Source organism: Kingella denitrificans ATCC 33394 (genome assembly GCF_000190695.1).
Taxonomy (GTDB): domain Bacteria; phylum Pseudomonadota; class Gammaproteobacteria; order Burkholderiales; family Neisseriaceae; genus Kingella_A; species Kingella_A denitrificans.
Genome location: NZ_GL870929.1, coordinates 709,976 through 724,382 on the forward strand (window position 1 = coordinate 709,976; position 14,407 = coordinate 724,382).

Below are 14,407 nucleotides of genomic sequence, written 5' to 3' on the forward strand. Positions count from 1 at the left end.
AGGGAAATAGCCGAAAACCTGTGTTTGGGTTCTGGCTGTCAGCGAAAAGGTGAAGAGAGGTATTTTGCAAAGGTCTCAGCCTGCACCCCATTTCCCAGAGTGCAGGCTGCTTTCCAATATACAGAGCCACTCCCAAAAAGCAGCCTGCACGTCCTATTTGTCATTGCGCCAAGCGTTTCAACACTTCTTCTTTGCCCATCAAAGCCAGCACGGCATCCACGCTGGGCGTTTTGGCGGTGCCGCACACCGCCAGCCGCAACGGCATACCCAGTTTGCCCATTTTGATGCCTTCGGCTTCGCAGAACGGGGCGAACAGGGCGTGGATGTTTTCCGCCGTCCAGTCCTGTTCGGGCAGCTCGGCCAATTTGGCGGCAAAACGCTGCATCCGCGCGGGGGCTTCTGCATCCCAATGTTTGGCGACGTCGGCTTCCGGCGGCACGGCTTTGCGGTAGAAATAGGCGCATTCAGCGGCCAGCGCGTTCAAATCGTGGGCGCGGTCTTTCACCAATGCCAGCACGTCTTCCAGTTGCAGGCTGCCTGAAACGGCAATACCTTGTTTTTCCAGGCGCGGCAGCACCAGTTTGGCCAGTTCGGCGTTGTCGGCGGCTTTGATGTGTTCGGCGTTAATCCACATCAGTTTTTTGCCGTCCATACGGCTGGGGCTGGCGGAAACGTGTTCCAAATCAAACCATTGCACAAACTGCGGCATGGTGAAAAATTCGTCGTCGCCGTGCGCCCAGCCCAAGCGGGCGAGGTAGTTCAGCAGGGCTTCGGGCAGGATACCCATGTCTTCGTATTCGGTAACCGCCACGGTGTCGCCGCTGCGTTTGGAGATTTTTTTGCCTTGCTCGTTCAGAATCATCGGCAGGTGGGCGTATTCGGGCAGAGTGGCGTCGAGGGCTTTTAAGATGTTGATTTGTTTGGGTGTATTGTTTACGTGGTCGTCGCCGCGAATCACGTGGGTGATGCCCATGTCCATGTCGTCCACCACCACGCAGAAGTTGTAGGTAGGCGTGCCGTCGGCGCGGGCGATGATGAGGTCGTCCAGCGCGGCGTTGGGAATGCTGATTTCGCCTTTCACCAAATCGTTCCAGCGGGTAACGCCGTCAATCGGCATTTTGAAGCGGACGACGGGTTCTACGCCGTCGGGGATTGGGGGCAGCGTTTTGCCGGTTTCCGGCCGCCAGCGGCGGTCGTATGTGGCCGTGCCTTCGCGCTCGGCTTTTTCGCGCATTTCTTCCAATTCTTCTTTGCTGCAATAGCAGTGGTAGGCGTGGCCTTCGTCCAGCAGTTGTTGGATGAGGGCTTTGTAGCGCGGGAAGTTTTTGGATTGGTACACGATGTTGTCGCGGTTGTCGGCGTGGAGGCCGACCCAGTCCATGCCCTGCAAGATGATGTCCACGGATTCTTGGGTGGAGCGTTCCAAATCGGTGTCTTCGATGCGCAGCAAAAATTCGCCACCGTGGTGCTTAGCAAACGCCCAGGAATACAGCGCGGTGCGCACGCCGCCGATGTGCAGGTAGCCCGTGGGGCTGGGGGCGAAACGGGTTTTAACGGTCATGATGTTGTCCTTTTATGCGGAAATGGAAAGGTGCAGGCTGCTTTTTGCCCCACCGAATCAAAGCGCGTATTTTAGCCAACATTGCCGCAAACGTCAGCCATTATCCTTGTGCGGCGGATGGGGCGTGTTTGGGGTGCAGGCTGCTTTTGGCGGCCGGTTATTTGCTCCGTCTGACCGGGCTTTCAATCCTGCGCAGGCTACTGTTCTGTATTTCCACGCTTTCCGTATTAGGCACCAATGGCTTGGTATCGCAACCACCGGCCACCCATTTTCGGTAAGACGGAGTTTGCACATAGCTGTTCACGCAAACCAGGAGTTTGTTGTCCGGCAGAAAATGTAGTTCGAGGTCGCTCGGGTCATACTGATAATGCGGCAGCACAAATTTGGCACGGTAATAACGCCCGCTGCTTTCATCTCTCCATTCAACCCGTATTAGGTAATCTTTGCTCCATCCTCTCGGAATATCGCGGTATATATGGTTGCTATTGCTATCTTTGATCCATGTCGGCACACGTTCGCCTTCTTTTGCCCGCAAGTAAAAATGATTCCCGTCGTTATCCGTATCATCCCTCACGCCTACAGTATAGGCGTTTGAGGTATGGTTGGACGCATAAACCGAAACACGTTTGGCAGTATGCCCCAATGTCTGGTTACGTTCGCGCTGCCATCTGGCCTTATTGTGGCTATCTTCAATACCCCAGATAGCGCCTAAAGTAAGGCTGGCACAACCTGTGAGCATGAGAACCGATGCCAACAAAAGGCTGCGGCGTGCAGTGGTGCGGATGATGTCTGTCATGATGATTTCCCTTCATAATGGACTGGAATGTGCAGGCTGCTTTTTACCGGCAACCAATTGGACAGCTTCTGTTGCAACTTGCGGAAAAAGCAGCCATCTTAAAGATAGCCTTGCCCAATGACAATAGGAACGAATCCAGCAAATGTTTAAAATAGGGAGGGATTAGATATTGAATACACTATGTAAATTAGCGTCTCGTTGAAATAATAGGCCAATCATCAGATTGAAAGAATGGAGTAGCAGATAGGGCAGGACTTGAACCTACATCATAACCGTGCAAACGCACACTTAACCGTTAGCCTAGCCGCAAGCGGCATTCCCTTGGAAACTGCTATCTGCTACTTGCGCGCATTCTAAATCCAATTTATTGGGGCCGCAAGATGATTAAAATGCAATCAAATTCTGGTGCATCGATTCTCGCCCGCACCATCCGTTTTTCCCGGCAAGGCATAGAAAACCGCAAAAAGGCACCAAACACACCAGCAAACGGCCTGAAATTTATCATTTTTACAATCAAAACATAGAAAAATCGTTATATTGCTTTGCCTTGTTCAATGTGCAGGCTGCTTTTGGCACGTTCAAAGCAGCCTGCACTTTTGCAATGCCACACTCAAAAACAGAGTGCCTTGCCGTTGATTGCCTTGTCCGTATCGTTGTAATGCGCCGTCCAGCGGATATTTTTGCCCTCTGCCTGCGGAATCAGCACCGCTTCCTGCCCGAAGCGCGGCGTACGCAGCAGAATCCAGCCGTCGCGGCTCACGGCCTGCACACCCGGATAGACCTGCCGAACGGTTTGCAGGCTGCTTTTGATGCCGCCGTCGGCCAATTCGGCAGCCAACTGCGCCTGCAACGGGGCAATCCTTTGGATTTCCTGCTTCATTTCGGCGGTGTGGCGGTAGTCGGAATATTGCGCGGACAGCAGGAACAGCGCGGCAACGGCGGTGATTGCGCCGAGGCAGAAGGCGGCGAAGGTTTGTTTGGAGAGCATGGCGGCATTCCGATGGTTGGGTGTTGAATGACGGCGTTGGTGTTTGCAGGCAGCCTGCACTGCCGGAAGGCTACCTGAAAGCGGGTTCTATTCCTCTTCGTCCTGATCTAAATCTAACTGATACAGCAGACTGGCAAAATCTTTGGCGAAATCTTGTACTTCGTCAGCATTTTCATGATCCCAAAGCACAACTGGGTAGTCATGATTTTCGGTGTTTCTATTTGTATCGAAACAGAGATAGCCCCAGTCGCTCCAATGGGCAAAGGGAAGGTAGCCCTTATCCAGCAAACATGGTTGTGTGTTCTCAGAAAAAACCACTTCGGCAAGACTTTCCTGCCAAGTATGAATAGGATGTTCGAAAAACGACGCCTCCGAAATCAGCAATTCATAAAAATGTTTGTGTTTTAAAAATGTTTGGTAACTTTGGGGAAGGGGATGTCCAATCCTATCTTCCCATTGGGCAATTTCATCATCACTCACTTTACTGGCAACGGGCAGCCAAAAAAACCAGTCTTCATCTTCACACACCTGATCCGATCTCATTTCAGAAGCAATGTTTCTAGGCAATGCATTTATCTGCCAACGAATGATTTTGTCTAAATGCTTATCAATAATGGCTGGTATGGTTGGTTTAATCATGTGGATAACACCAAATTACTTGTCAGCAATCGTTGCCTTGTTTACGCCACAGGTTGGGAATGAAGCCTGTACGGCCTCAAACGGCATACCGCTGTTTAAACTGCGGTACAACTTCACCGTGTGATAGAACTTAACCAAGCGGCACAGTTACTGTTGCCAACGTTTGGGCGGTCAAACGACTGTTTCTCATGCCACATCGCCATCATGGCGTTTGGCCTGCTTAATAAGTTCAAACAGTTTGCAGGCAGCCTGCACCCTAATCCGTCCCCCTCGCCCTGTTTTCATGAAACCGCGCCTGCCAGTCGGCGAATTTTCCTTGTTCGATGGCTTCGCGCATTTCCGCCATGATGACTTGATAAAAATGCAGGTTGTGGATGGTGCACAGTTGCGCGCCGAGGATTTCGCCGACTTTGTCCAGATGATGCAGGTAGCTGCGGCTGAAATGTTGGCAGGCGTAGCAGGTGCAGGATTCGTCCAGCGGGCGTTTGTCGTGGCGGTGTTTGGCATTGCGGATTTTGAGGTCGCCGAAGCGGGTGAACAGCCAGCCGTTGCGGGCATTGCGGGTGGGCATGACGCAGTCGAACATGTCCACGCCGTGCGCCACGCCGTACACCAAATCTTCGGGTGTGCCGACGCCCATCAGGTAATGCGGTTTGCGTTCAGGCAGCATGGGGGCAAGCGCGCGGAGCATGCGGTACATTTCGGGCTTGGGTTCGCCCACGGAAAGGCCGCCGATGGCGATGCCTTTGAAGCCGATGTCTTCCAGCCCGCGCAGGCTTTCTTCGCGCAAATCTTCGTACATCGCGCCTTGGATGATGCCGAACAGGGCGTTCGGGTTGTGCAGGTCTTCAAAGGCTTTTTTGCTGCGTTCGGCCCAGCGCAGGCTCATTTGCAGGGATTTTTTGGCCTGTTCGTGCGTGGCTTCGCCGGGCGTGCATTCGTCGAGCTGCATCACAATATCGGAATTGAGCACGGTTTGGATTTTCATGGAGATTTCGGGCGAAAGGAAGAGTTTGTCGCCGTTAATCGGGCTTTTGAAGGTGCAGCCGTCTTCGGTGAGTTTGCGCATATTGGACAGCGAAAACACTTGGAAGCCGCCGGAATCGGTGAGGATGGGTTTGTTCCAGCCGATGAAGTCATGCAGGCCGCCGAATTGTTCGATGACTTCGAGGCCGGGGCGCAGCCAGAGGTGATAGGTGTTGCCGAGGATGATTTGGGCGTTGATGTCGTGCAGGTTTTGCGGGGTCATGGCTTTGACCGAGCCGTAGGTGCCGACGGGCATGAATACGGGGGTTTCGATGCTGCCGTGGTTGAGTTCGAGCGTGCCGCGGCGGGCGTAGCCGTCTTTTTTGTGCAGGGTGAAGTTGAGCATTGTGTCTGTGTCTTTCCAAACAGGTTTCAGGCTGCCTGCAAGGATGGGGCAGCCTGAAAGGTTGAATCATAAGAGGGAATTATAACGGATTTGCAGTGTGCAGGCTGCTTTTGGGCGGCGCGGCTGCCTTTAGGTCACATAAACCAGCAGTGCAGGCAGAAATATGCCGAAATTCCACAGCGCGTGCAGCCATATCGACACCCACAGCGAGCCGCCGATGGTGCGCCCGCGCATAAAAATCCAGCCCAGCAGCGAACGTGCGACCAAAACAGTCAAACCGAATTCAAAATGCACCAATGCAAAACCGACATTGGTTACCCAGCCTGCCAGCTTGGGGTTTCGAGTGCTGTCTAGCAGGGCAGGATACAGAATGCCACGAAACACGATTTCCTCGGAAATCGGAGCCAAAACCACCGCGCCGAAAAAGCTGATCCAGCCGTATTCATTTAATTCTAAAAGCGAATCGTCATCTACGGGCAGCCATTCTATTAGGTTGGTTCGAATCCAACAAAACACCAGAAAAATCAACGTCCATTTAACGGCAAATTTCCAGTTGATATTGCTCCAACCAAACAGCCCCAAATACGAAACCAACGTTTCTTCGGTTTGCGTTTCGCGGCGTTTTTTCTGCACTTTGTCAATCAAAAACAATGTGCTGACCACTATGGAGAGTTGCACCAGCCAATATCCGGCAAGCGAACCCTCCGGCAGGTTTTCGCTACCCATAATACCGCGGGCAATGACAAATATCAGCGCAAAAAGCACTATCGTCAGAAATATCATGCCGACAAACACAAACAGCAAGCCCCACGCCTCACGCTGGGTAAACAGGGGCGGCATATAGCCGTCATCGGATTCGAAATCGTATTGGGACATCGTCGGCAGCCTGCAACAATAATACGCCCGATTATACATGAGAGTCTCGGTACAAAGCGGAAAACAGACGGTGATTTTGCCGCAGCAAAAAGCAGCCTGCACGGGAAATACACAGTGTGCAGGCTGCTTTCCATATATCGGAAGCGCGGTTAATCCGCTATAATCCAACCATTTTGGACAACACGCAGGCCGCCGCCCGAAGTGCAGGCTGCTTTTCATATTCAAATAAGGACTTGATTGATGACCCAACGCAAAATCCTCGTCACCTCCGCCCTGCCCTATGCCAACGGCAGCATCCACCTGGGGCACATGGTGGAACACATCCAAACCGACATCTGGGTGCGCTTCCAAAAACTGCGCGGCCACGAATGCTACTACTGCTGCGCCGACGACACGCACGGCACGCCCATCATGCTCGCCGCCGAAAAACAAGGCATCACGCCCGAAGAGATGATTGAGAAAACCCACGCCGAACACTTGGCCGACTTCACCGGCTTCGGCATCGGCTACGACAATTATTACTCCACCCATTCACCTGAAAACAAAAAATTTTCCGAGCAGATTTACCTGGCCCTGAAAGCCAACGGCAAAATCGTCGGCAAAACCATCAACCAGCTGTTCGACCCCGAAAAGCAAATGTTCCTGCCCGACCGCTTCGTGAAAGGCGAATGCCCCAAATGCCACGCGCAAGACCAATACGGCGACAACTGCGAAGTCTGCGGCACCACTTATTCGCCCACCGAGCTGATTAACCCGTATTCCGCCGTGTCCGGCGCCACGCCCGTGATGAAGCAAACCGAACATTTCTTCTTCAAACTAAGCGACTGCGCCGATTATCTGAAACAATGGACGGCCGGAGAAACCAATGGCCGCGCCCATTTGCAGCCCGAAGCCCTGAACAAAATGAACGAATGGCTCAAAGACGGCGAACTGTCCGACTGGGACATCAGCCGCGACGCGCCCTATTTCGGCTTCCAAATCCCCGACGAACCCGACAAATATTTCTATGTGTGGCTGGACGCGCCCGTGGGCTACATGGCAAGTTTCCAAAACCTGTGCGACAAAATCGGCTTGGATTTCAACGAATTTTTCGGCAAAGACAGCACCGCCGAAATGTACCACTTCATCGGCAAAGACATCCTGTATTTCCACGCCCTGTTCTGGACGGCCATGCTGGAATATTCGGGACACCGCGCCCCGACCGGTATTTTCGCGCACGGCTTTCTGACGGTGGACGGCCAGAAAATGTCCAAATCGCGCGGCACGTTCATCACCGCCAAATCTTATTTGGAACAAGGCCTGAACCCCGAATGGATGCGCTATTACATCGCCGCCAAGCTCAACAGCAAAATTGAAGACATCGATTTGAATCTGCAAGATTTTATCGCCCGCGTCAACAGCGATTTGGTCGGCAAATACATCAACATCGCCAGCCGTGCCAGCGGCTTCATCCACAAAAAATTTGCAGGCAGCCTGCACGCCGTTTCGGGCAGCGCGCTGATTGCACGGCTGACCGAAAAATCCGACAGCATCGCCGCCGATTACGAAAACCGCGAATACGCCAAAGCCCTGCGCGAAATCATGGCGCTGGCGGACATCGTGAACGAATATGTGGATGCCAACAAACCTTGGGAACTGGCCAAGCAAGAGGGCATGGAAGCGCGCCTGCACGAAGTGTGCAGCGAACTCATCAACGCCTTCAAAATCCTGACGGCCTACCTCGCACCCGTGTTGCCGAACGTGGCCGCGCAGGCTGCCGAGTTCCTGAACATGCCGCAACTGGACTGGTCGCACACCGCTTCCACGCTGCCGGCCAACCACGTCATCCACCAATATCAACATCTGATGCAACGAATTGAGGAAAAACAAGTGAACGATTTGATTGAAGCCAACAAACAATCCATCCAAGCGGCGGCCGAAAAACAGCCTGCACCTGCCGCCGCGGGCTACGAACCCGTTGCGCCGCAATGCAGCTTTGACGATTTTGTGAAAGTGGATATGCGCGTGGCGAAAGTGCTGAACTGCCAAGCCGTTGAAGGCAGCACCAAGCTTTTGAAATTCGATTTGGATTTCGGCTTCGAGCAACGCGTGATTTTCTCCGGCATCTCCGCCAGCTACCCGAATCCTGCCGAACTGAACGGCACAATGGTCATCGCCATTGCCAACTTCGCGCCGCGTAAAATGGCCAAATTCGGCGTGTCCGAAGGCATGATTCTGAGCGCGGCGGACGGCAAAGGCCAACTGAAACTGCTGACCGTGCACGAAGGCGCTAAACCGGGCGACAAAGTGGGTTGATATTGTCGATAAAAAGCAGCCTGCACTCTGAATCTTGGAGTGCAGGCTGCTTTTTATAGTGGATTAAAATAAAAATGAGACAAGGCGGCGAGCCGCAAGGCGTACAAATAGTACGTCAAGGCGAGCCAACGCCGTATCATTGCAATTTTAATCCACTATATTGCCCATTTAATCTGTTCTATGCCTTTGCCGCATGGCGGTTGCGTCTGCCGAAATAGACAAAGCCGATAACGCCCAAAACAATCATCGGCACGCTGAGCCACTGCCCGCGCGACAATCCCATAAACAAATCCAAGTGCGCATCGGGCTGGCGCGCATATTCGGCAATGAAGCGGAACAGGCCGTAGCCGCCCAAAAACACCATGGACACCTGCCCTTCGGGGCGCGGTTTGGCGGAGAACCACCACACGATGAAAAAGAGCGTCATGCCTTCAAGCGCGAATTGGTAAAGCTGCGACGGGTGGCGCGGCAATGCGCCGTATTGCAGCAGCCATTCGGCGTATTGCGGATTGGCGTGCGCCAGTGCGGTATCGGCGCTTTTGGCCTGCGGGAAGCCCATCGCCCAGAAATGGGCAGGGTCGGTAATCCGCCCCCACAGTTCGCCGTTAATGAAATTACCGATGCGACCGGATGCCAGCCCTGTCGGCACGAGCGGGGCAATGAAATCCATCACCTGCCAAAAGCGCAGGCCGCGTTTCTTGGCAAACAGGAACATGGCGAACAACACGCCCAAAAAGCCGCCGTGAAACGACATGCCGCCTTCCCACACTTTGAACATATCCAGCGGGTTGGCCAAATAGGCACTGAAATTGTAAAACAGGATATAACCGATGCGGCCGCCCAGAATCACGCCCAGCACGCCCCAAGTCAGCAAATCGTCCAGCATTTCGTTGGTGAACGGAGTGCCGCCTTTTTTGATGCGGCGGCGGCCGAGCCAGATAAATAGGATGAAGCCGACAATATAGCTCAGGGCATACCAGCGGATGGCAACGGGGCCGAAGGAAAATACGTTGGGGTTGAATTGTGGATGAATCAGCATAATGGCAGTCGGAAAATCGTCAATCAATCATTGGAAGGCGGCATTATAGCGTATTCGCAAAGTGCAGGCTGCTTTTCTGCCACCGAAAGGCGCATATCGTGTACAATACGCGCGTTTTTCACTACGCGCCCTCCCGTGGGCCCTGAATTTTATGGACGACCTTCCCAGTTGGTTCATCACACATCCCGCACCACACATCTAAACCCTGCCTGAATGCACCTCCTGCATAGGCAGGCGGAGTATTTATGGAACATCAACAACCGCTAGAAGAAGCCAAACGCACCAGCCTGCACATTGAGCAGATTCACAAACTCTCCACGCAGCTGCTGCCGTTTTACCACCTCATCACCCCCGAAAATACGCTGGAAGAGCCGCGAATCAACGCGCAACTGCAAATGCTGGTCGGCATCCTGCACGAACTGCACCCGGCAGACGTGGCCACCGTATTGGAAAACCTGCCGCCCAAAGAACGTGTTTTGGTGTGGAAACTCGCCATTCCCGAAGAAGACGGCGACGTATTGCTGGAAGTGTCCGATGCCGTGCGCGAAAGCCTTATCGAAAGCATGGACACGCAGGAACTCGTGGCGGCCGTGGAAGACATGGACGCGGACGATTTGGCGGATTTGGCGGACGATTTGCCGGCCAACGTGGTCAGCGAAGTGCTGAAAGACCGCGACGAAGAAGAGCGCGCCCAAGTGCAGGCTGCCATGTCGTACGACGACAACCAGGTCGGCGCCGTCATGGACTTTGAAACCGTCAGCATCCGCGCCGACGTCTCCTGTGAAGTCGTGCTGCGCTACCTGCGCCGCTTCGACAGGCTGCCCGACCACACTGACAAAATCTTCGTGGTGGACGAAAACGATGTTTTGCAAGGCGTGCTGCCCATCCGCAAACTGCTGGTTTCCGACCCCGAAGCCGAAGTGGGCAGCCTGATGGCGCGCGACATCGTCACCTTCCATCCGCACGACGATGTCGAAGATGCCGCCGGCGCGTTCGAGCGTTACGACTTGGTAACCGCGCCCGTGGTCGATGAAAACAACAAACTCATCGGCCGGCTGACGGTGGACGAAATGGTGGACGTGATCCGCGAAGAAAGCGAAGCCGACATGCGGAACATGGCCGGTTTGAGCGAAGAAGAAGACCTGTTCGCCCCCGTGTGGGATTCGGTGAAAAACCGCTGGATTTGGTTGGCCGTCAATTTGTTTACCGCCCTCGTGGCCAGCCGCGTCATCGGCGCGTTTGAATCCTCCATTTCCCAAATCGTCGCACTGGCCGCACTCATGCCGATTGTGGCGGGCATCGGCGGCAATTCGGGCAACCAAACCATCACCATGATTGTCCGCGCCATGGCCAATACGCAGATTTCCAAATTGCAGGCTTGGCGGCTGTTACGCAAAGAAATCGGCGTGGCGCTGATTAACGGCATTATCTGGGGCAGCGTGATGGGCGTGATTTCATGGCTGCTGTATCACAACGTCGGTATCGGGCTGGTGATGGTGGCCGCCATGACGCTCAACTTGCTGCTGGCCGCTGTTTTGGGCGTGCTGATTCCCGTGCTGATGGAAAAATTCGGCCGCGACCCCGCCTTGGGCAGTTCCGTGCTGATTACCGCGGTCACCGATTCCGGCGGCTTTCTGATTTTCCTGGGTTTGGCGACACTGTTTTTATTGTAGACATTGTAAATACGCGCCATTTTTGCGACACCTTGCCGCGCCATCGCCCATTTATGCGCCCGATGGTATGAAATAATGTTAGAATGCGGCGGATTAAATTCACTTCCCAACACCATTATGTCGTACCAACAAGCCAACATCCCCCTGCCCGAATCCCTTGCCGAAGCCTATTCGGACGCGCTGATGGAACACGGCGCGCTGTCTAGCGCCATTGAAGACGCGTTTGCCGGCACCGACGACGAGCAGCCGATTTTCGGCGAACCCGATATGCCGCTGCACCAAGTGTGGCAGCAAAGCCGCATCATCGCCCTGTTTGACGACAAAGCCGATGTGCAGGCTGCTTTGGAAGCCGCAGCCAAGGCAACAGGCATCGCCATGCCCGAATACACGGTGGAAATATTGGCGGAACAAGACTGGGTGCGGCTGACACAATCGCAGTTTGACCCGATTCAGATTTCCGAACGCCTGTGGATTACGCCCACATGGCACGAAGCGCCCGACGAAACCGCCATCAACCTGCGGCTCGACCCGGGCCTGGCATTCGGCACGGGCAGCCACCCCACCACGCATTTGTGCCTGCAATGGCTGGACCGGAATCTGCAACGCGGCGAAAGCGTGTTGGACTACGGCTGCGGCTCCGGCATCCTGACCATTGCCGCGCTGAAACTGGGCGCAGGCAGCGGCACGGGCGTGGACATCGACCCGCAGGCCATCAAATCCAGCTGCGACAATGCCGCACAAAACGAAGTGCAGGCTGCTTTTTACCTGCCCGAACAACTGCCCGCAGGACAATACGACGTCGTGGTGGCCAATATTCTGGCCAACCCGTTGCGCATGCTGGGCGAAATGCTGGCCGGCCGCACCAAAACGGGCGGACGCATCGTGCTGTCGGGCATTTTGGCCGAACAAGTAGAAGAAATGAGTGCGATTTACGCACAATGGTTTGAACTGTCGCCCGTGCAACTGGAGCAGGGCTGGGCATGTTTGAGCGGCGTGAGGAAAGCCGTGTAACCGCCGCAGAATCAAAGAGAACGTATCGTATGAGCCAAATCGAAGTCAACTGTCCGGAGTGCCACAAATTGGTCACGCTGGAAACGGAAATGCTGCAACAAAACGACGGGAAAGCCGTTTGTTCGCACTGTTTCCACATTTTCAAGCTGGTGAAGAAAACGCCGAAAAACGCCGCAGGCAAAAAGCAGCCTGCAAACGCAGCCGCCAAAGGCAAAAACGGCAAACCGGCCCAAGAGAGCAAAACCGCCGAACCGAAACTGGCCAAAACCGTGAAAGCCATGAGCGCGCAAACCCGCACGCAACGTCCGTTGAACTACCGCGAACCCAAAGCGGGCGGCGCAAAACCCATGTTTGCCGAAGTCCCGCAAAATCCAAGCCCCACCGTGTTCAACCTGCTGGATAGGGATTCGGTCAATGCGCAACTGCCGCAGATTTCGCTGCAACCCGGACTGGGCACCGCTTCGGCACGCACCGCCATGAACCACGACGCACAAAAAAACAACATCACCATCCACACCGACAGCCTGGTCTTCACGCTGGTGGGCGACAATAACACCGGCGCGCCCGCACCTGCCGCCGTATCGCAAGGCACACTGCCCGGCGCAGTTACCCCGGGCGGCGTACCCCCCGCACCCACCCTGCCGCTGGCCGTATCGGCGGAATACGAAATTAACTGGATTGTCGCCTCGCTCGCCGCCATGGCCGTGCTGATTATGCAGTTGTTTTACTGGATGCTGGTCGGCAATTAACCCCGATATCGAGCAAAACGCGGATTTATCCTATGTGGTCAAGCCGCGTTTTTTTATGACCGTCCCCGTGCAGGCTGCTTTTTCATGAACCCTTTCTTCACCCAAGCCTTCCGCGAAGCCGCACCCTATATCCACTACCTGCGCGGCAAAACGCTGGTCATCGGCCTTTCCTCCACCCTGCTCGCGCCCCAAGTGCTGCCCAATCTGGCCGCCGATTTGAACCTGATGGCCGCGCTGGGCATCCGTTTGGTGCTGGTGTACGATGCCGACGCGCAAATCGCCGCATTGTGCCGCCAATCAGGATATGAACCGCAATACCACAACGGCCGCGCCGTGTGCAGCGAAATCCTGTTGCGCCATGCCAAACAAGCCTGCGGAGAGATTCAGTTCGATGTGCAGGCTGCTTTGTCGCTGGGATTCGCGCATTCGCCGCAACGCACGCCGCGCCTGCACATCGGCTCGGGCAACTTCGTGTTCGCACAGCCGATGGGCGTTATCGGCGGCATCGACATGGCATACGCCGGCGTGGTGCGCAAAATGGACGGCGCCGCCATCGAACACGCGCTGGACAATGGCGCCGTGGTGCTGATTCCGCCGCTGGCCGTGTCCGCCGCCGGACAGGTGTACCAACTCTGCATGCAGGAAATCGCGCAGGCGGCCGCCCTGTCCGTGCGTGCCGAAAAACTCGTTTTCCTGATTGACGAAGACGGCATTGTCAATACGGAAGGCGTGCTGTTTTCCGAACTCACCGCCGAAGAAGCGCGCCGCCTGTGCCGCGACGGGCAAATCCCCGCCGCGCAGCAAACCCTGCTCGCCACCGCCATCGACACGGTCGAACAAGGCATATCGCGCGTGCAGATTTTGTCCGGCCGGCAAAACGGCGCACTGCTGGGCGAACTGTTCACCCGCAACGGCGCAGGCACCGCCATCGCCCAAACGCCGTTCGTCCGCATCCGCGCCGCACACACCGACGACATCGCCGATTTGGCCGCGCTCATCGAACCCTTGGCGGAACAAGGCATCCTGCTGCCGCGCAGCCGCGATTATTTCGCCCAACACGTCCACCGTTTTTACCTGCTGGAACACGACCGCCAGATTTACGGCTGCGCCGAACTGAAAACCTTTGACGATGCGCCGTCCGATGCCGAACTGGGCTGCCTTGCCGTATCGCCGAACGCTCGCGACGGCGGCTGCGGCGAACTGCTGCTGGCCCACTTGGTGTGCGAAGCCAAATCGCAAGGCAAAACACGCCTGTTCGCCCTTTCCACTCGCGCGGCGGATTGGTTCACGGAACGCGGCTTCCTGCCCGCCCAAGCCGCCGATTTGCCGCCCCAACGGCAGGCGCAATACCACCAACAGGCACGCCAATCCAAAATCTTCGTGCTGCCGCTGGATTGAAAAAGCAGCC

At 55.2% G+C, this 14,407-nt stretch carries 12 protein-coding genes; 5 read left to right on the forward strand and 7 right to left on the reverse strand.

The annotated features are described in order from the left end of the window. Positions 1-160 precede the first annotated feature (160 nt). From gltX to HMPREF9098_RS03570, 6 genes are all read right to left on the reverse strand, one after another. Complete coding sequence (gene gltX / locus HMPREF9098_RS03545) at positions 161-1,561, reverse strand: glutamate--tRNA ligase (RefSeq protein ID WP_003782101.1); 1,401 nt, start codon at positions 1,559-1,561, stop codon at positions 161-163. A 157-nt stretch (positions 1,562-1,718) separates the two neighbouring features. Then, complete coding sequence (locus tag HMPREF9098_RS03550) at positions 1,719-2,357, reverse strand: hypothetical protein (RefSeq protein WP_003782103.1); 639 nt, start codon at positions 2,355-2,357, stop codon at positions 1,719-1,721. A 610-nt stretch (positions 2,358-2,967) separates the two neighbouring features. Continuing rightward, a complete protein-coding gene (locus tag HMPREF9098_RS03555; RefSeq protein ID WP_003782106.1) occupies positions 2,968-3,345 on the reverse strand; it encodes a hypothetical protein in 378 nt (125 codons plus the stop codon). A gap of 87 nt (positions 3,346-3,432) precedes the next feature. Continuing rightward, positions 3,433-3,984 carry an SMI1/KNR4 family protein gene (locus HMPREF9098_RS03560; RefSeq protein WP_003782107.1) on the reverse strand — a complete coding sequence of 184 codons (552 nt, stop codon included), beginning with the start codon at positions 3,982-3,984 and terminating at the stop codon, positions 3,433-3,435. Positions 3,985-4,240: 256 nt separating this feature from the next. After that, positions 4,241-5,356: a tRNA guanosine(34) transglycosylase Tgt gene (tgt, locus tag HMPREF9098_RS03565; RefSeq protein ID WP_003782108.1), complete on the reverse strand. Its 1,116-nt coding sequence runs from the start codon at positions 5,354-5,356 to the stop codon at positions 4,241-4,243. A 129-nt stretch (positions 5,357-5,485) separates the two neighbouring features. Beyond that, positions 5,486-6,232, reverse strand: a complete 747-nt coding sequence (locus tag HMPREF9098_RS03570) for a CPBP family intramembrane glutamic endopeptidase (RefSeq protein ID WP_003782109.1) — start codon at positions 6,230-6,232, stop codon at positions 5,486-5,488. Positions 6,233-6,472: 240 nt separating this feature from the next. Between HMPREF9098_RS03570 and metG the strand changes: the two genes are divergently transcribed. Then, entirely contained in the window at positions 6,473-8,527 is a 2,055-nt protein-coding gene (gene metG / locus HMPREF9098_RS03575) for a methionine--tRNA ligase (RefSeq protein WP_003782110.1), read from the forward strand. A 178-nt stretch (positions 8,528-8,705) separates the two neighbouring features. Here the strand turns inward: metG and lgt are convergent, their stop codons facing one another. Next, positions 8,706-9,566, reverse strand: coding sequence for a prolipoprotein diacylglyceryl transferase (gene lgt, locus HMPREF9098_RS03580; protein ID WP_040564671.1), 861 nt, complete (start codon positions 9,564-9,566; stop codon positions 8,706-8,708). A gap of 245 nt (positions 9,567-9,811) precedes the next feature. Between lgt and mgtE the strand changes: the two genes are divergently transcribed. The 4 genes from mgtE to argA all read left to right on the forward strand — a co-directional run bounded on the left by mgtE (position 9,812) and on the right by argA (position 14,397). Then, complete coding sequence (mgtE, locus tag HMPREF9098_RS03585) at positions 9,812-11,239, forward strand: magnesium transporter (protein WP_003782115.1); 1,428 nt, start codon at positions 9,812-9,814, stop codon at positions 11,237-11,239. 117 nt (positions 11,240-11,356) lie between these two features. Then, complete coding sequence (gene prmA / locus HMPREF9098_RS03590; RefSeq protein ID WP_040564673.1) at positions 11,357-12,250, forward strand: 50S ribosomal protein L11 methyltransferase; 894 nt, start codon at positions 11,357-11,359, stop codon at positions 12,248-12,250. Positions 12,251-12,279: 29 nt separating this feature from the next. Further along, on the forward strand, positions 12,280-12,999 hold the full coding sequence (locus tag HMPREF9098_RS03595) for a zinc ribbon domain-containing protein (protein WP_003782118.1): 720 nt from the start codon (positions 12,280-12,282) through the stop codon (positions 12,997-12,999). An 84-nt stretch (positions 13,000-13,083) separates the two neighbouring features. Beyond that, entirely contained in the window at positions 13,084-14,397 is a 1,314-nt protein-coding gene (gene argA, locus HMPREF9098_RS03600; protein WP_003782120.1) for an amino-acid N-acetyltransferase, read from the forward strand. Positions 14,398-14,407: the final 10 nt, after the last annotated feature.

Coding starts and splice junctions, on each gene's coding strand:
- gltX (WP_003782101.1), bottom strand. CDS start 1,561: ATGACCGTTAAAACCCGTTTCGCCCCCAGCCCCACGGGCTACCTGCAC.
- HMPREF9098_RS03550 (WP_003782103.1), bottom strand. CDS start 2,357: ATGACAGACATCATCCGCACCACTGCACGCCGCAGCCTTTTGTTGGCA.
- HMPREF9098_RS03555 (WP_003782106.1), bottom strand. CDS start 3,345: ATGCTCTCCAAACAAACCTTCGCCGCCTTCTGCCTCGGCGCAATCACC.
- HMPREF9098_RS03560 (WP_003782107.1), bottom strand. CDS start 3,984: ATGATTAAACCAACCATACCAGCCATTATTGATAAGCATTTAGACAAA.
- tgt (WP_003782108.1), bottom strand. CDS start 5,356: ATGCTCAACTTCACCCTGCACAAAAAAGACGGCTACGCCCGCCGCGGC.
- HMPREF9098_RS03570 (WP_003782109.1), bottom strand. CDS start 6,232: ATGTCCCAATACGATTTCGAATCCGATGACGGCTATATGCCGCCCCTG.
- metG (WP_003782110.1), top strand. CDS start 6,473: ATGACCCAACGCAAAATCCTCGTCACCTCCGCCCTGCCCTATGCCAAC.
- lgt (WP_040564671.1), bottom strand. CDS start 9,566: ATGCTGATTCATCCACAATTCAACCCCAACGTATTTTCCTTCGGCCCC.
- mgtE (WP_003782115.1), top strand. CDS start 9,812: ATGGAACATCAACAACCGCTAGAAGAAGCCAAACGCACCAGCCTGCAC.
- prmA (WP_040564673.1), top strand. CDS start 11,357: ATGTCGTACCAACAAGCCAACATCCCCCTGCCCGAATCCCTTGCCGAA.
- HMPREF9098_RS03595 (WP_003782118.1), top strand. CDS start 12,280: ATGAGCCAAATCGAAGTCAACTGTCCGGAGTGCCACAAATTGGTCACG.
- argA (WP_003782120.1), top strand. CDS start 13,084: ATGAACCCTTTCTTCACCCAAGCCTTCCGCGAAGCCGCACCCTATATC.